Annotated in this window: 13 protein-coding genes and 1 pseudogene; 9 read left to right on the forward strand and 5 right to left on the reverse strand. The window is 61.8% G+C overall.

What is annotated here, in order from left to right; genetic code table 11:
* Positions 1 to 46: 46 nt before the first annotated feature.
* On the reverse strand, positions 47 to 940 hold the full coding sequence (locus tag PMI26_RS00365; protein ID WP_007980900.1) for a PA4780 family RIO1-like protein kinase: 894 nt from the start codon (positions 938 to 940) through the stop codon (positions 47 to 49).
* Positions 941 to 1,386: 446 nt separating this feature from the next.
* On the opposite strand from PMI26_RS00365, the pseudogene PMI26_RS32460 reads away from it, so the two are divergent.
* Together PMI26_RS32460 and PMI26_RS32465 are read left to right on the forward strand one after the other, a co-directional pair.
* Positions 1,387 to 2,475: pseudogene (locus tag PMI26_RS32460) on the forward strand (cache domain-containing protein); the annotation flags it as partial.
* A 129-nt stretch (positions 2,476 to 2,604) separates the two neighbouring features.
* Positions 2,605 to 3,333, forward strand: a complete 729-nt coding sequence (locus tag PMI26_RS32465) for a methyl-accepting chemotaxis protein (protein ID WP_371317838.1) — start codon at positions 2,605 to 2,607, stop codon at positions 3,331 to 3,333.
* Positions 3,334 to 3,457: 124 nt separating this feature from the next.
* Here the strand turns inward: PMI26_RS32465 and PMI26_RS00355 are convergent, their stop codons facing one another.
* Positions 3,458 to 4,735 (reverse strand): acetyl-CoA C-acetyltransferase, encoded by a 1,278-nt coding sequence (locus PMI26_RS00355; RefSeq protein WP_007980904.1) that lies wholly within the window; start codon positions 4,733 to 4,735, stop codon positions 3,458 to 3,460.
* 221 nt (positions 4,736 to 4,956) lie between these two features.
* Between PMI26_RS00355 and PMI26_RS00350 the strand changes: the two genes are divergently transcribed.
* Positions 4,957 to 6,309, forward strand: a complete 1,353-nt coding sequence (locus PMI26_RS00350) for a 3-oxoacyl-ACP reductase (protein WP_007980906.1) — start codon at positions 4,957 to 4,959, stop codon at positions 6,307 to 6,309.
* A gap of 2 nt (positions 6,310 to 6,311) precedes the next feature.
* Complete coding sequence (locus tag PMI26_RS00345; RefSeq protein WP_007980908.1) at positions 6,312 to 7,166, forward strand: MaoC family dehydratase; 855 nt, start codon at positions 6,312 to 6,314, stop codon at positions 7,164 to 7,166.
* Between the two features lie 203 nt (positions 7,167 to 7,369).
* On the opposite strand, the gene PMI26_RS00340 is transcribed toward PMI26_RS00345, so the two are convergent.
* Both PMI26_RS00340 and PMI26_RS00335 read right to left on the reverse strand, forming a co-directional pair.
* Positions 7,370 to 7,783: a response regulator gene (locus PMI26_RS00340; RefSeq protein ID WP_007980910.1), complete on the reverse strand. Its 414-nt coding sequence runs from the start codon at positions 7,781 to 7,783 to the stop codon at positions 7,370 to 7,372.
* A gap of 52 nt (positions 7,784 to 7,835) precedes the next feature.
* Positions 7,836 to 8,051 carry a Flp family type IVb pilin gene (locus PMI26_RS00335; protein ID WP_007980912.1) on the reverse strand — a complete coding sequence of 72 codons (216 nt, stop codon included), beginning with the start codon at positions 8,049 to 8,051 and terminating at the stop codon, positions 7,836 to 7,838.
* A gap of 324 nt (positions 8,052 to 8,375) precedes the next feature.
* On the opposite strand from PMI26_RS00335, the gene cpaB reads away from it, so the two are divergent.
* The 5 genes from cpaB to PMI26_RS00310 all read left to right on the forward strand — a co-directional run bounded on the left by cpaB (position 8,376) and on the right by PMI26_RS00310 (position 13,697).
* Positions 8,376 to 9,323 carry a Flp pilus assembly protein CpaB gene (cpaB, locus tag PMI26_RS00330; protein ID WP_007980914.1) on the forward strand — a complete coding sequence of 316 codons (948 nt, stop codon included), beginning with the start codon at positions 8,376 to 8,378 and terminating at the stop codon, positions 9,321 to 9,323.
* A gap of 119 nt (positions 9,324 to 9,442) precedes the next feature.
* Positions 9,443 to 10,633, forward strand: coding sequence for an AAA family ATPase (locus PMI26_RS00325; RefSeq protein WP_007980916.1), 1,191 nt, complete (start codon positions 9,443 to 9,445; stop codon positions 10,631 to 10,633).
* The gene (locus PMI26_RS00320) at positions 10,630 to 11,910 is read left to right on the forward strand and encodes a CpaF family protein (protein WP_007980918.1); all 1,281 of its coding nucleotides are present in this window, start codon (positions 10,630 to 10,632) and stop codon (positions 11,908 to 11,910) included. The genes PMI26_RS00325 and PMI26_RS00320 overlap by 4 nt, the downstream gene beginning before the upstream one ends.
* A gap of 9 nt (positions 11,911 to 11,919) precedes the next feature.
* Complete coding sequence (locus PMI26_RS00315; protein ID WP_007980920.1) at positions 11,920 to 12,804, forward strand: type II secretion system F family protein; 885 nt, start codon at positions 11,920 to 11,922, stop codon at positions 12,802 to 12,804.
* Between the two features lie 2 nt (positions 12,805 to 12,806).
* Positions 12,807 to 13,697, forward strand: a complete 891-nt coding sequence (locus tag PMI26_RS00310) for a type II secretion system F family protein (protein WP_033048520.1) — start codon at positions 12,807 to 12,809, stop codon at positions 13,695 to 13,697.
* Here PMI26_RS00310 and PMI26_RS00305 read toward each other — a convergent pair.
* Positions 13,694 to 13,957 (reverse strand): DUF6124 family protein, encoded by a 264-nt coding sequence (locus PMI26_RS00305; RefSeq protein WP_007980924.1) that lies wholly within the window; start codon positions 13,955 to 13,957, stop codon positions 13,694 to 13,696. The genes PMI26_RS00310 and PMI26_RS00305 overlap by 4 nt on opposite strands.
* Between the last annotated feature and the right edge of the window lie 409 nt (positions 13,958 to 14,366).

Below are 14,366 nucleotides of genomic sequence, written 5' to 3' on the forward strand. Positions count from 1 at the left end.
GCTAGGTTTTCACACAGCCTGCGAAGCCGGGTTTTTCTTTAGCCGATCACTGCATCCACGGTGGAGGCGGTTCTTCGGTCTTGCCCGGCGGCGCATCGTCCGCCGCGCGTGCCGCTTGCTTGCGCTCTTCATCCAGGCGTGCGGCCTCGATTTCGCGCATGATGCCTCCCACGTCGGCCAACTCCTCCGTGTCGGCGAACTCGCCGGTCAGGACGCTGGCCGGGTGCAAGGTGCCAGCCTCGTACAAGGCCCACATTTCCTTGGCGTACTTGGTCTTTTTCAATTCCGGCGCAAACCGTCCGAAGTAGGACGCCATGTTGCCCACGTCGCGCTCCAACATGCTGAACGCATGGTTGTTGCCCGCCGCATCCACCGCTTGTGGCAGGTCGATGATCACCGGGCCGGTCGGCGTCAGCAGCACGTTGAACTCGGAAAGGTCGCCGTGCACCAGACCGGTACACAGCATCAGCACGATCTGCGAAATCAGGAACGCGTGATATTCGCGTGCCTGGTCCGGTTCCAGCACCACATCGTTCAGACGCGGCGCGGCATCACCGTACTCGTCGGCCACCAGTTCCATGAGCAGCACGCCTTCGAGAAAGTCATACGGCTTGGGTACCCGCACACCGGCATTGGCCAGGCGGAACAGCGCCGCCACTTCAGCGTTCTGCCAGGCGTCTTCGGTTTCCTTGCGGCCAAACTTGGAGCCTTTGGCCATCGCCCGGGCCTGACGGCTGTTGCGCACCTTGCGGCCTTCCTGATACTCGGCCGCCTGACGAAAACTGCGTTTGTTCGCCTCCTTGTAGACCTTCGCGCAACGTAACTGGTTACCGCAGCGCACCACATAAACAGCTGCTTCTTTACCACTCATGAGTGGGCGCAGCACCTCGTCGACCAGACCGTCCTCGATCAGGGGTTCAATGCGTTTTGGAGTCTTCATCAGCTTTTATTGTGGGTCCTTTATTACCAAACACGCGAAAGTCATTCGTTATACGGCAATCCACTCACGGGGGGGAGGGGTTGCCGACTTATGAACATGGCACAAGCACACAATGTGCCGATTTCAACAGGTAAAACCGACGACCGCCACGGGTCGCTCCGGATCATAGCCGAGCCTGCGTCACTTGTTGTGCAAGGACATTGAGGGCAATTGCGACAGAAGCTGACACCACGTCTCTAGCCTTCCGTAGGATTTTTCTCAACAGGCCTCAATTTCCGCCGAGAACAGCCGAAGTCCTTAGTGACAAAGTGATTTGTCCGACAATCGCTGCCACAACAAAAGCGATGCCGCACTCAGGGACCCGGGTTGACCAAGAACGATTACGGCTGCCAATAAACCGCGAGTCATCTGCACTGCGTGGGCCTACAAGAAAATCTGGAGCGCGGATGAACATCAAACAGAAGTTGACCTGGGCGTTTGCAATCATTGCCTGCCTGCCCGTGGTGCTGGTCGCCACCCTCGTTGTGCTGAACCTGCGCAGTGATGCCAGAGACGAATTTATCGACGGCAGTGCCCGAGAGATTCGTCAGGTCAGCAATGCCATGCAATTGTTTTTTGACGGCATCAGCCAGAACGTCGATTACCTGGCCAAGCAACCGCTGATCCGAAACTCCGACGACAGCCTCAAGACTTACATGGCTGCCAACGCCGAAAGCGTTCCCCAGGGCGAGATGGACAAGAAAGTCTTCACCCTGCTCCAGGACTTGGGCAACAGCCACCCGTCCTACGCCTATGCCATCCTCGGCACGGCGGCGGGCGGCTACGTGTCGTGGCCGGATGATCCGAAGCTGAACAACTACGACCCGCGCCAGCGCCCCTGGTACAAGGCCGCCCAGGCCAAACCGGGCAAGCCGTTCCGCACCGAGGCCTACTACTGGGCCCAGGACGACGCGACCTACGTCAGCACCGTGCGCACCATCGACAACAAGCTGGGCACCAACGGTGGCGTGGTCAGCATCGACGTGACGCTCAAGCAGCTCACCGAAATCGTCAAACAGATCAAGCTCGGTGAAACCGGCTACCTGATGCTGCTGGAAAACACCGGCAAGGTCCTGGTGGATCCGAAACAACCGGAACACAACTTCAAACCGCTGAACAGCCTGGGCGAGGGCTACGCGCAACTGGCCAAGGCCGGCAAGGGCCTGGTGGAAGTGGAGTTGAACGGCGAGCGCTACATGGCCAACGTCTGGCCGTCGGAGCAACTGGGCTGGACCTTCATCGGCCTGATCAAACAGAACGACGTGATGAGCTCCGCGACCCAGTTGACCTGGTTGATCGCCCTCATCGCCGCCGTCCTGGCCGTCATCTTCGCCATCGTCGGCGCCAGTTTTGCCAGCCTCATCGTGCGTCCGATCCGCAGCGTGGCCAGCGGCCTGGAAGGCATCGCCCAAGGTGAAGGCGACCTGACCCAGAACCTGCAAATCCGTGGCAACGACGAAACCGCGCAGTTGGCCAACTGGTTCAACCAGTTCCTGACCGCGATTCGCAATCTGATCCAGAACATCGGCGGCGCAGCGGGCAAGATCCTCGCCACGTCCAAGAGTTCGACCCAGGTCTCCAGCGACATGGCCGAAGCCGCCGGACGCCAGCGTGAAGCGGTGGACATGGTGTCCACGGCGTTCCACGAAATGGTCGCCACCGCCAACGAAGTTGCGCGCTCTTGCAGCCAGGCGGCGGAATCCGCCGACAGTGGCCAGCGCCAGGCCCGCGAAGGTCAGCAACAGATCGATGCGGCGGTGAACAGCGTTGATCGCCTGAGTCAGGAAATCGAACAGTCGGCCCAGTCGATGCAACAGCTGGAGCGCGACAGCAACGACATTCAGTCGATCCTCGGGACCATCCGTTCGATCGCCGAACAGACCAACCTGCTGGCGCTGAACGCCGCGATCGAAGCGGCACGGGCCGGTGAGCAGGGACGTGGCTTTGCCGTGGTGGCTGACGAAGTGCGGGCTCTGGCCAAGCGCACGGCCGACTCCACGGCGGAAATCGACGGGCTGCTGGGCAACCTGGCCAAACGCACCAGCCAGGTGACTCAACAGATGCACGCCAGCCTGGAAGTGTCCCAGCAATCGGTGACGCGCATCGGTGAGGCGCGCAACAGCTTCGGGCAGATTCGCGAGTCGGTGGACGTGATCCGTGACATGAACACCCAGATCGCCACGGCGGCGGAACAACAGCATCAAGTGGCCGAGGACATCAACCGGCACATCAGCCAGATCCATGGCGATGCGCAACTGGTGGCGGAACTGGCCAACTCGGCACGCCTGGACTCCCAGAGCCTGGCCGGGCTGTCGAACGAGCTGGACGGACTGGTGCGCAGGTTCCGTACCTGATCAGCCGGCACACCCCCAAACCCTGTGGGAGCGAGCTTGCTCGCGATGGCGGTATATCAGGCAACATAGATGTTGAAGCTGATGGCCTCATCGCGAGCAAGCTCGCTCCCACAGTTGTTTTAACTCAGCGTTCGATGATCGCGGTCACCCCCTGCCCGCCCGCCGCACAAATCGAAATCAGCCCTCGCCCCTTGCCCGCCGCATCCAGCAACTTCGCCAGGTTGGCGACGATGCGCCCACCGGTGGCGGCAAACGGATGCCCCGCCGCCAATGAACTGCCCTTGACGTTGAGCCGACTGCGGTCAATCGAGCCCAACGGTGCATCGAGCCCGAGACGGGTTTTGCAGTACTGCGGATCCTCCCAGGCCTTCAATGTGCACAGCACCTGCGCGGCGAAGGCTTCGTGGATTTCGTAGTAGTCGAAGTCCTGCAGGGTCAGGCCATTGCGCGCGAGCAAGCGCGGTACGGCGTAGACCGGCGCCATCAACAACCCTTCGGCACTGTTGACGAAATCCACCGCCGCCGCCTCGCCGTCACGCCAGTAGGCAAGAATCGGCAACCCTCGCGCCTGCGCCCATTCCTCGCTGCCCAGCAGCACCAGTGACGCCCCGTCGGTCAGCGGCGTGGAGTTGCCCGCGGTCAGGGTGCCCTTGGCGCTTTTCTCGTAGGCCGGCTTGAGTGCGGCGAGCTTTTCCAGGGTCGAATCCGGGCGCAGGTTGTTGTCTCGGGTGAGTCCCAGGAACGGCGTCATCAGATCGTTGTGCCAGCCTTCGGCGTAGGACGCCGCCAGCTTCTGATGGCTCTCAAGCGCCAATTGATCCTGGGCTTCGCGAGGGATGTTCCAGGTCTGGGCCATCAGTTCGCAGTGCTGCCCCATGGACAACCCCGTGCGCGGCTCACCGTTGCGCGGGAACTCGGGGATCAGATGTTTGGGACGCAATTGCAGGAAAGTTTTCAGTTTGTCGCCGGTGGTTTTCGCGCGGTTGGCTTGAAGGAGGATTTTGCGCAGCCCTTCGCTGACGCTGATCGGTGCATCCGAGGTGGTGTCCACACCACCGGCGATGCCGCAGTCGATCTGGCCCAGGGCAATCTTGTTCGCCACCAGCAACGCCGCTTCCAGCCCGGTGCCGCACGCCTGCTGGATGTCGTAGGCCGGGGTGGCGGGCGACAACCGCGAGCCGAGCACGCACTCGCGTGTGAGGTTCATGTCCCGCGCCAACTTGAGCACGGCCCCGGCGACCACTTCGCCGATGCGCTGGCCATGCAGGTTGTAACGCTCGATCAGGCCTTCGAGGGCAGCGGTGAGCATCACCTGGTTACTGGCCGTGGCGTAGGGGCCGTTGGAGCGGGCGAAAGGAATCCGGTTACCGCCGATGATCGCGACGCGGCGCAGCTGGGTCATAAGAACTCCTGATGAAAAAGGAAATTGAAACTACCCCTGTAGGAGCTGCCGAAGGTTCGGGCCGCGTTCGGACGATCTTTTGATCTTGAAAAATCAAAGTCAAAAGATCGCAGCCTTCGGCAGCTCCTACAATGACCAAGCGTAGGCCTTATCTCGTGGATCGAACGACTGATCGCCATTCATGGTCCACACTTTGAACCCCAGCTTTCGGAGCGCGTTCCATGTCTGACCGCTATATCGACTTCGCCAATTCATCCATCGGCCATCGCCTGGTCGGTGCCCTGGGGTTGCCGACACCGACTCGACTGGAGCGCTGGCAGGCAGGCCGGCTGCGTCCCGTGGAAGGTGCGCTGCTGATCGGCGGCGGGCCATTGGCGGAACACGTCAGCGTTTTCGCCAACCGCCTGACCGACGCGATCTACAGCTACGGCACCGAGCCTTCGATGGCCACGGCCTGGATTCCCGGCCACGGACCGAAACTCAAGGCCGTGGTGTTCGACGCCAGTGACCTGCTGCACACCGATCAACTCAAGCAACTGCGCGAGTTCTTCCAACCGTTGATGAAGAACCTCGATCACTGTGCGCACCTGGTGATTCTCGGACGCGATCCACAAACCCTGCGTGACCCCTTCGCCGCCAGTGCGCAGCGTGCCCTGGAAGGTTTCAGCCGTTCCCTGGCCAAGGAACTGCGCAGCGGTGGCACCCTGCAATTGATCTATGTCGGCGAAGGTGCCGAGGCGCAACTGGAAGGCCCGCTGCGGTTTTTCCTCTCGCCCAAAAGCGCCTTCGTGTCCGGGCAGGTCATTCGCCTGAATCCGTGCTCGACGCCCGTCAGCGACTGGACGCGCCCGCTCGCCGGGCGCAAGGCACTGGTTACCGGCGCAGCACGCGGCATTGGCGCCGCCATCGCCGAGACCCTGGCCCGCGACGGTGCCGACGTCATCCTGCTCGATGTGCCGGCGGCCAAAACCGACCTCGAAGCCCTCGCCGCACGCCTCGGCGGGCGCAGCATCAGCCTCGACATCTGCGCCGAAGACGCCGCCGCGCAGTTGATCGAACAATTGCCCGAAGGCCTCGACATCGTGGTGCACAACGCCGGCATCACCCGCGATAAAACCCTGGCCAACATGACCCCGGACTTCTGGGACGCCGTACTGGCCGTCAACCTCAACGCACCGCAAGTGCTGACCAAAGCCCTGCTCGATAGCAACACCCTGCACGACAACGCTCGAGTGATTCTGCTGGCCTCCATCAGCGGCATCGCCGGCAATCGCGGGCAAACCAACTACGCCGCGAGCAAGGCCGGGCTCATAGGCCTGGCGCAAGCCTGGGCGCCGCTGCTCACCGAGCGCGGCATCAGCATCAACGCCGTGGCACCGGGATTCATCGAAACACAGATGACCGCGCACATACCCTTCGGCCTGCGCGAAGCCGGACGGCGCATGAGCTCCCTCGGCCAGGGCGGCCTGCCACAGGACGTCGCCGAAGCCGTGGCCTGGCTCGCGCAACCGGGTACCGGCGCATTCACCGGGCAAGCGTTGCGCGTATGCGGGCAAAGCGTTCTGGGGGCTTGAGGATGATCACCGACTGGCACACTCTCAACCGCGAACCCAGCCTCCCGGGGTTGTACGCTCGAGCGGCGACACGGCGAAAAATCACCGGCACCACCCTGCCCGATTCGGGTTTGCGCTGCTGGGTCGACGTCGATCCCAAACGCCTGGCGGCCTATCGCACGGTCTGTGGCTTCGCCGACAACGGCCTGCTGCCGCCGACCTATCCGCATATCCTCGGCTTTGCCTTGCAGATGCAATTGCTCATGGCCAGGGACTTCCCGTTCCCGCTGCTGGGCCTGATTCACCTGAGCAATCGAATTCGTCTGCTACGCCCCATGGGCGGGGTGAATCGGGCGCGAGTCAGCGTGCAGGTGCAGAACCTGCAACCCCACGCCAAAGGCGCGACGTTCGATTTACTAACCACCCTCGACGATCAACTGGGGTCGCTGTGGGAGGCACAAAGCCGGATGCTCTGCCGCGGCGTCAAACTCGAGGGCGAACCGCTTGAGGAGAACCTGGTAACGAATCTGGACATGAACGAAGTCGAGCACTGGAAAGCGCCCTCCGACATCGGTCGGCAATTCGCCAAGGTGTCCGGCGACTACAACCCGATCCACCTGAGCGCAGCCAGCGCCCGACTCTTCGGCTTCCCGACCGCCATCGCCCATGGCCTGTGGAACAAGGCGCGCACACTGGCGGCACTGGCCGGGCACCTGCCTGTGGCGAACGTCGAGATCGCAGTGCAGTTCAAGAAGCCGGTACGGCTGCCCAGTGAGGTGACGTTGCTGGCCAGCGAGGCGGGGGCGAGCGGGGACTTTCGGTTGGTGGGCACCGGGGATCTGGAGCACATGGTCGGGCATTGGCGGCCGGTGGCCTGATAAGGCTGCTGCCTCGACGTGGCGAGGGGGCAGGCTCGCTCCCGCCTTTGATTTTTGACAATGTTGAAAGGACGGAAATCAAGATCAAAAGATCGCAGCCTTCGGCAGCTCCTACAGTTGGCCTGCGTACAACCTCGCCTGCAGCGAAGGAACTCAGAGCCTAAGCGAGGGCGAGTGACCGAAGAATCGGATATGTACTCAACTCACCCCTTGACCAAATAAACCTGCGGCAACGGAAACAGATTATTCAACGTCTCCAACAACCGCACGTGATAAATCGGCTTGCGAAAAAGATCCAGCACCTGCAAGCGCAACATATCACTGACATCATCCATGCCCGCATGCCCCGACATCACAATCACCGGCAAATGCTCGCGAGACGTATGCTCGCGCAACCGCCTGATCAACGACATGCCGCTCTCCTCCGGCATGCGCAAATCAGTGATCACCAAAGCGATGTCGGGGTGCCGGGTCAGATGCTGCAGCGCAAGCTTGACCGAAGTGGCGGTAAAACAATTGAACCCCTCACCCTCCAGCAACTCCGCCAACTCAAGCAATGCGTCCTCTTCGTCATCCACCAGAAGCAGCTGTTGGCGTGGCTGTGCGTGAGCGTTCATGAGGTGACACCTGCAAGGGACTGGGCGCAAACGTCGAGATCACATGGACAAGTCAGCCTGCGGCCGTCGGAACCAGATGTGTCTTGATGACATCGAATATCCCCTTAACCGCTCCGGATATGGGCGTCATGAAAGTCACCAGGATAACCGCCGCCATCCCGGCAGCAATGGCGTACTCGATACCGGATGCACCCTCGGTATCTTTGACCAGCCCTTTGTAAAACGCGATCTCGGATTTGACCTTCTCAACAAGCTTGGAAAAAGACATGACATTTCTCCTGGACGACGATGGGTGTTGCACGGACGCAACATGATTCCCCAGTGCCAGCACCAGCATTGTCGGCATTCCCCGGCCCAACAACTGTAAATACGCATTAACACTAAAGTATTAACCGTTTCGTTGACGTCAAAAAACAGGTCGCTTTATCGCAACTTTGCACTTTCGTTAGATATTTCCCCCCGCGCTAATGGCATTTTGCTCTACCTGCGCTACGGTCAAATAGCGAAATAGTTCCATGTTCATAGCTGCCTGATTGCGAAGTTGTCTCGTCGGACTTGACGGGGTTTGCGCAGCAGGAAAGGGAGAGCCTTCATGAACAGCCGTGTCACTCTGGGTCTCGCCGGATTGTTTCTGGTCGGTGCCATCATTACCGGTTACTGGGGACTCACATTGAGTCGTCAACCGGCCCCCGAGGTCGTTGCCCAATCCACCGTCAATGCACCGCCGGCCATCCCACAGGCGCCACTGTCGACAAATGACCCGACCCGCCATCCCGTGGTTGTGCTGGTCAACGATGTCGCGCCCTATACGCCGCTCACCGCCGCCGATGTCGTGCTGGAACAGTTGCACACCGCCCCGGCCGGCAGCCTCACCAGCCTCGACCAGGCGATTGGCCGCACCCCGTGGCGCGCCCTCAGCGCCGGCAGCTGGCTCAACGACGAAAGCTTCGAAGCCGGCAGCAAGCTGTCGCGGATGATCCGTCCCAATGAACGCGCCCTGGCAGTCGCCACGGACGAAGTGGTCATTGTCGGCGGGCAACTGACGCCGGGCGACTATGTCGATGTGCTGCTGTTCCTGCGCATGGACACCCTCAATCCTCAGCCAACGGCCCAACTCGTGGTGCCGGCCTTGCGGGTGCTCGGGGTCGGCGAACAGTTGGGGTTGACCAACGACGGCCAGCCTTCCAGCCCGGCACGCAACGCCGAGGAAAAACTCAAACAGGATCAATCGCGCGCCGCAGCCCGGACCGTGCTGCTCGCCGTGCCTGAACAACTGGTGAGCCGCCTGATGCTCGCGACCCAGGCCGGCGTGCTGCGCCTGGCCGTGCGCAGCGCCGATGAGAAACGCCTGGCGCGCTACTGGGCCGGCGAAAGCAACTCTGCCGCCAACCTGGCCAATGCCAACCGCGAGTTGTTGCAATTCAGCCAGCTGGCCATGACCGGTCCACCCAAACCTGTCACCACCAGCCCTGGCGCCGCGCCGCGCAAGCAGAGCGTGGAAGTCATTCGCGGTAACGAGATCACTCAACAAACACCCTGAGTCGAGCAAGGATGCCTTTCCATGCGCAGACCTTTTACGCCATTGTTCAACGGCTTGATCCGGGCCACTTTGCCCGGCGGCCTGCCGGCAAGTGCGATATCACGTAGCGAGTTATCGCAATGAGCCAGAACCTGAGTCAAACCTTCCTCGCGATCACGCGCAACAGCACCGACCTGGAATGGCTGCAAGGCGCCCTTGCGCCCTTGGGCCAGGTGGTCAGCGCCGGTGGCGGCAGCCTCGACGAACTGTTGGCACTGGTGGACGTGACCTGCGCCAGCCTGGTGTTCATCGGCCTGGACCGCGACCACGTGGTCACCCAAAGCGCGCTGATCGAAGGCGCGCTGGAAGCCAAGCCGATGCTGGCGATCGTCGCGCTGGGCGACGGCATGGACAACCAGCTTGTACTCAATGCGATGCGCGCGGGGGCCAGGGATTTCGTGGCCTATGGCTCACGCTCAAGTGAAGTCGCAGGCCTGGTGCGACGCCTGAGCAAACGCCTGCCCGCTGTCGCGCCGAACACGCACCTGGGCCGCCTGACCGTGCTGTATGGCGTGCAGAGCAGCGCCGACGGCGCGTTGCTGGCCACGCACATGGCGCAGGTGGTGCAAAAAAGCGGTCAGCACACGCTGCTGCTGGACCTTGGATTACCCCGAGGCGATAGCCTGGCGCTGCTGGGCCTTGAAAGCTCGTTTCATTTCGGCGACGCATTGCGCCACTTGCGACGCCTGGACGCGACGCTGATCGACAGCGCCTTCACCAGTTGCGAAGCCGGGCTGCGCATCCTCGCCTACGCCAATGGCGATGAACCGCTGGAGCACACCAGTGCCGCCGAGCTGTACATGTTGCTCAGCGCCCTGCGCCAACACTTCCAGCACATCGTGGTAAACCTCACCGGCCAACCCGACAGCGAAGCGCTGCGCACCTTCGTCAGCCATTGCGACAAACTGCTGTGGTACACCGATCAGAACGTGCTCGACTGCCGCCGCAACCTCACGGTGCTCAACTTGTGGCGCGAAAAAGGCATGAAGCTCGATCACGCCAAACTGCTCGTGGACCGCTACCTGCGCAGCGTCGCACCGGACGCCGATACCCTGGGCAAGACGTTTGGCCTGGAGATCATCGCCACCCTCGCCTACAGCCCGGAAGTGCGGCTCAACGCCAAGAACCAGGGCCTGACCTTGTTCGAACTGGCCCCGCGCGAGGGTCTCACGCAGAGTCTGCGCGCACTCGGCGAGCGCCTGGCCAGGCACTCCGAAGGCCTGGTCAAACCCAAGACCGGCTGGTTCAACCGCTTGAGGGGCGCACAATGAGCAGTGAAAAACTCTTCGGCTCCCCCCATCGCGGCGCGGTCGGCAATACCGACCACGAAGGCCTGAAACTGGTGCTGCACCGCTACATCATCGACGCTATCGAAGAGTCGGGGAAAAACCTGCTGGAGGGCACGCGCCAGGCGCTGTCGCAATTCGTGATCGACAAGGTGGCCGAGTACATCGCGCGCTTGCACCTGGCGATTTCCCGCTATGAAATGGAGCGTCTGGCCGAGGAGATCGTCGACGAGCTCACCGGTTTCGGCCCGTTGGAAGTACTGCTGCGCGACCCGGCGGTGACCGAGATTCTGGTCAACGGTCCACACCGGGTATTTGTCGAACGCGAAGGCTTGCTGCATCTGAGTGACTTGCGTTTTATCGATTCGCACCACGTCGAGCGTGTCATGCAACGGATTCTCGCGCCCCTGGGCCGACGGCTCGACGAGTCCTCGCCCATGGTCGACGCGCGCCTACCGGACGGCAGCCGGGTCAACGCCATCATTCCACCAATAGCCCTCGATGGCCCGTGCCTGTCGATCCGCAAATTCCGCCAGGACATGCTCAAAAGCTCTGACCTGGTGGCCATGCAAACCATCGATCACGCGATCTTCGAATTCATTCAGGAAGCCGTGGGCAAACGCTGCAACATCCTGATCAGCGGCGGCACCGGCACCGGCAAGACCACACTGCTGAACATTCTCAGCCAGTTGATCAACCCTCAAGAACGCCTGGTCACCATCGAAGACGTCGCCGAACTGCAACTGGGCCACCCTCACGTCGTGCGCCTGGAAACCCGTCCACCGAATGCCGAAGGCCATGGCGAAGTAAAAGCCAGCGACCTGATTCGCAACGCCCTGCGGATGCGCCCGGACCGGATCATCCTCGGCGAGATTCGCGGCGTCGAAGTGGTCGATGTATTGACGGCGATGAACACCGGCCACGACGGCTCGATGAGTACCGTACACGCCAACAACGCCCAGGATGCGCTACTGCGCCTGGAGACCCTGGTGGGCCTGACCGGCCGCAGCATCGCCGAGCGCACCCTGCGGCAGATGATCTGCGCGGCGCTCGACGTGGTCATCCAGCTCACGCGCATGCCCGACGGCCGCCGCTGTGTCAGCGAAGTGGTGGAAGTCGTGGGTGTGCGCGACGACGTGTATGTCACCAACACGCTGTTCCGTTTCGACCGCCACACCGGGTTCGGTTTCCTGCGCGAAGCCGTGAACCCGGCTGGCGACAAATTGCGCCGGGACTCGGCGCTGTCTCCCTCGGCGTACTGAGGCCACGGCATGCTCAAACCGGCGCTGCTCATCCTCGTTTGCCTGATCTTTCTCGGCCTGGCGCTACGCCTGCTCCATAACAGCTTGCGCCAGACGGGCAACGAACGGATTCTGGGACGCCTGAGCCAGGGGCAACCCCTGCGGGTCGAGCAGACGTCGTCATGGGCGGGCCTTGAGCGCGCGTTCCTGCGCGCCGGACTCGGACGCCCCACCGAACGCCTGGGTCGATGGCTGGTGTTCTGGGTACTCGGGGTGCTGCTGGGAATTGCCCTGAGTGGCTGGATCGGCGCGCTGCTGGTACTGCTGGTGCCTCCGGTGGCGTTACGACTGTTCGTCAGCTGGCGTTACCAGCGTCGCCTCAGTCGCATGATCGAACAGCTGCCGATGCTGCTCGACCATGCCGTGCGCAGCCTGAAGTCCGGGCGGACCCTGGCCGATGCCGTGCTCGGCGCCATCGATGCGGCCGAAGACCCACTGAAAAATGCCATGGGCCGAATTCAACGCAATGTGCAACTGGGGGTCAACCTGGCAGACGCCGCTTCGGACTTCGCCGAGTTGTACGAGAAAGACGAACTGCGCCTGCTCGCACTCGGCTTGAAGGTCAACCACCGTTACGGCGGCAATGCCAGTGAGCTGCTGGAAAACCTGATCAAGATGATCCGCGAACGCGAGCAAGCGGCACGCCAGTTGAAGGCCATGACCGGCGAAACCCGTATCACTGCCGTGGTCCTGGCCCTGCTGCCGGTCTCGGTCGCAGGCTATTTTCTACTCACCAATCCGACCTACCTGCTTTCCATGTGGCACGACAGCTCGGGGCAAACCATGCTGGCGAGTGCCTTCGGATTTCAGGTGATCGGTTGCCTGGCGCTTTGGCGCATGTTGCGTAGCCTATGACTATGAAGATGCTCTTGCTGGTGAGCGCGCTGCTGCTTTTCGGGGCTGCGCTGTTGTTGCTCAGCGCTTTGCTGGAGCAAAGCCGACGGGCACGCCAGGTGGCCCAGCGACTGGATGGCAAGGCGCCGGGTGATAGCCACCTCACCCAACTGCTGCAAGCCCTGGGCGCCAGCCGCCTGGGACAGCGGTCGGTCAAAATGGACAACGAAACCCAGACCCTGCTCAACCGCCTGGGCTGGCGCAGCGTACGCCAACGCTCACTGTTCGCCGCCTTGCAGGTGGGCGTGCCGGTGTTGGCGCTGTCCTTGTGCCTGTTGATCCAGGGGCTGTTCTACCCGAATGTGGAGAACCACTGGATCGCCCCGATGCTCGCCACCAGCATGGGCTACCTGTTGCCCAAGCGCTGGCTGGCCGCCGCGGCACAGCGTCGGCAAAAACAACTGGCCACTGAAACCTCGACCTTCATTGCACTGCTGCGCACCCTGTTCGAATCGGGCATGGCGGTGGAGCAATCCCTGCGTGTGCTGAGCCAGGAGGGCAGGCAGTTGTTGCCCGCCCTGACCCATGAACTGCGCCTGATTCTGACCCGCGTCGATTCAGGCCTGGAACTGGGCGAAGAGTTGAACAAGACCACCCGCTTGCTTGCGGTAGACGAGTTCACCGACACCTGCGTGATCCTTCAACAATTGATCCATCAGGGTGGCGGCGCGATGAAGTCCCTACTGGCGCTCAAACAGTTGCTCGACGACCGGCGCCTGACGCGCCTGCAGGAATACATCTCCAAGATGTCCGCCAAGATGTCCGTCGTGATGATGCTGTTTCTCTTCCCGGCGTTATTGATCGTCCTGGCCGGCCCGGGCTTCACCGCCCTGGGTCGGGCCTTTGGCCACTAATCCTGCGGATCGAGATTATCCAGCGCCCGATTCACCGCCAGCTCACCCAGCATGATCACCTGCGCAATCCCCAGCATCGTATTGCGCTGCGAGCCCTGCAGAAACCCCGCGAAATCACTCGCCATCACACTCGCCGACGCCAGCGACTCACAGGCGTGGGCCAGCAGGGTTTCGGTGTCGATGTCCGGGGCGATGACGAACATCGTGCCGGGTTTGCGGGGGACAGATTGTTTGGGGGGATTTGGGGTGGGTTTGATCATGGTGAAGCTCCATTCTTGGATTGGAGTTCGCCATCACTGCGACCAAGCAGAAGGGTGGCGAACTGTACGCAGGTTGGTCGACCAGGGAATGGAAACCCGGCAGGGCCTGGGCCCTCCCACGCACGGCTCGCCATTAAGCAAGCACAAAAATGCCGCTCGCGCGGCACTGTGCGCCATTCTAAACCCGGGCGACCAAACCCGATCACTGAATTTGCAGTGACCGACAAAGGCTAGAGATCGTGCTTCCGACGGACAACCTGAAAAGCGTGTCGGAGATTTCCTGGGGATTTGAGGAAAACTACACAGGAATGTGTTGGCTGGAAGGACGTCATCGCGAGCAAGCCCGCTCCCACAGGGTCGAGGTACATCCGCCAGATTCAGGTCGGCCGGCAGGCCGCCTTCGCGAGCA

The organism is Pseudomonas sp. GM33, assembly GCF_000282295.1.
Taxonomy (GTDB): Bacteria; Pseudomonadota; Gammaproteobacteria; order Pseudomonadales; family Pseudomonadaceae; genus Aquipseudomonas; species Aquipseudomonas laurylsulfatiphila.

Coding starts and splice junctions, on each gene's coding strand:
- PMI26_RS00305 (WP_007980924.1), bottom strand. CDS start 13,957: ATGATCAAACCCACCCCAAATCCCCCCAAACAATCTGTCCCCCGCAAA.
- PMI26_RS00310 (WP_033048520.1), top strand. CDS start 12,807: ATGAAGATGCTCTTGCTGGTGAGCGCGCTGCTGCTTTTCGGGGCTGCG.
- cpaB (WP_007980914.1), top strand. CDS start 8,376: ATGAACAGCCGTGTCACTCTGGGTCTCGCCGGATTGTTTCTGGTCGGT.
- PMI26_RS00320 (WP_007980918.1), top strand. CDS start 10,630: ATGAGCAGTGAAAAACTCTTCGGCTCCCCCCATCGCGGCGCGGTCGGC.
- PMI26_RS00365 (WP_007980900.1), bottom strand. CDS start 940: ATGAAGACTCCAAAACGCATTGAACCCCTGATCGAGGACGGTCTGGTC.
- PMI26_RS00355 (WP_007980904.1), bottom strand. CDS start 4,735: ATGACCCAGCTGCGCCGCGTCGCGATCATCGGCGGTAACCGGATTCCT.
- PMI26_RS00325 (WP_007980916.1), top strand. CDS start 9,443: ATGAGCCAGAACCTGAGTCAAACCTTCCTCGCGATCACGCGCAACAGC.
- PMI26_RS00345 (WP_007980908.1), top strand. CDS start 6,312: ATGATCACCGACTGGCACACTCTCAACCGCGAACCCAGCCTCCCGGGG.
- PMI26_RS32465 (WP_371317838.1), top strand. CDS start 2,605: ATGGTGTCCACGGCGTTCCACGAAATGGTCGCCACCGCCAACGAAGTT.
- PMI26_RS00315 (WP_007980920.1), top strand. CDS start 11,920: ATGCTCAAACCGGCGCTGCTCATCCTCGTTTGCCTGATCTTTCTCGGC.
- PMI26_RS00350 (WP_007980906.1), top strand. CDS start 4,957: ATGTCTGACCGCTATATCGACTTCGCCAATTCATCCATCGGCCATCGC.
- PMI26_RS00340 (WP_007980910.1), bottom strand. CDS start 7,783: ATGAACGCTCACGCACAGCCACGCCAACAGCTGCTTCTGGTGGATGAC.
- PMI26_RS00335 (WP_007980912.1), bottom strand. CDS start 8,051: ATGTCTTTTTCCAAGCTTGTTGAGAAGGTCAAATCCGAGATCGCGTTT.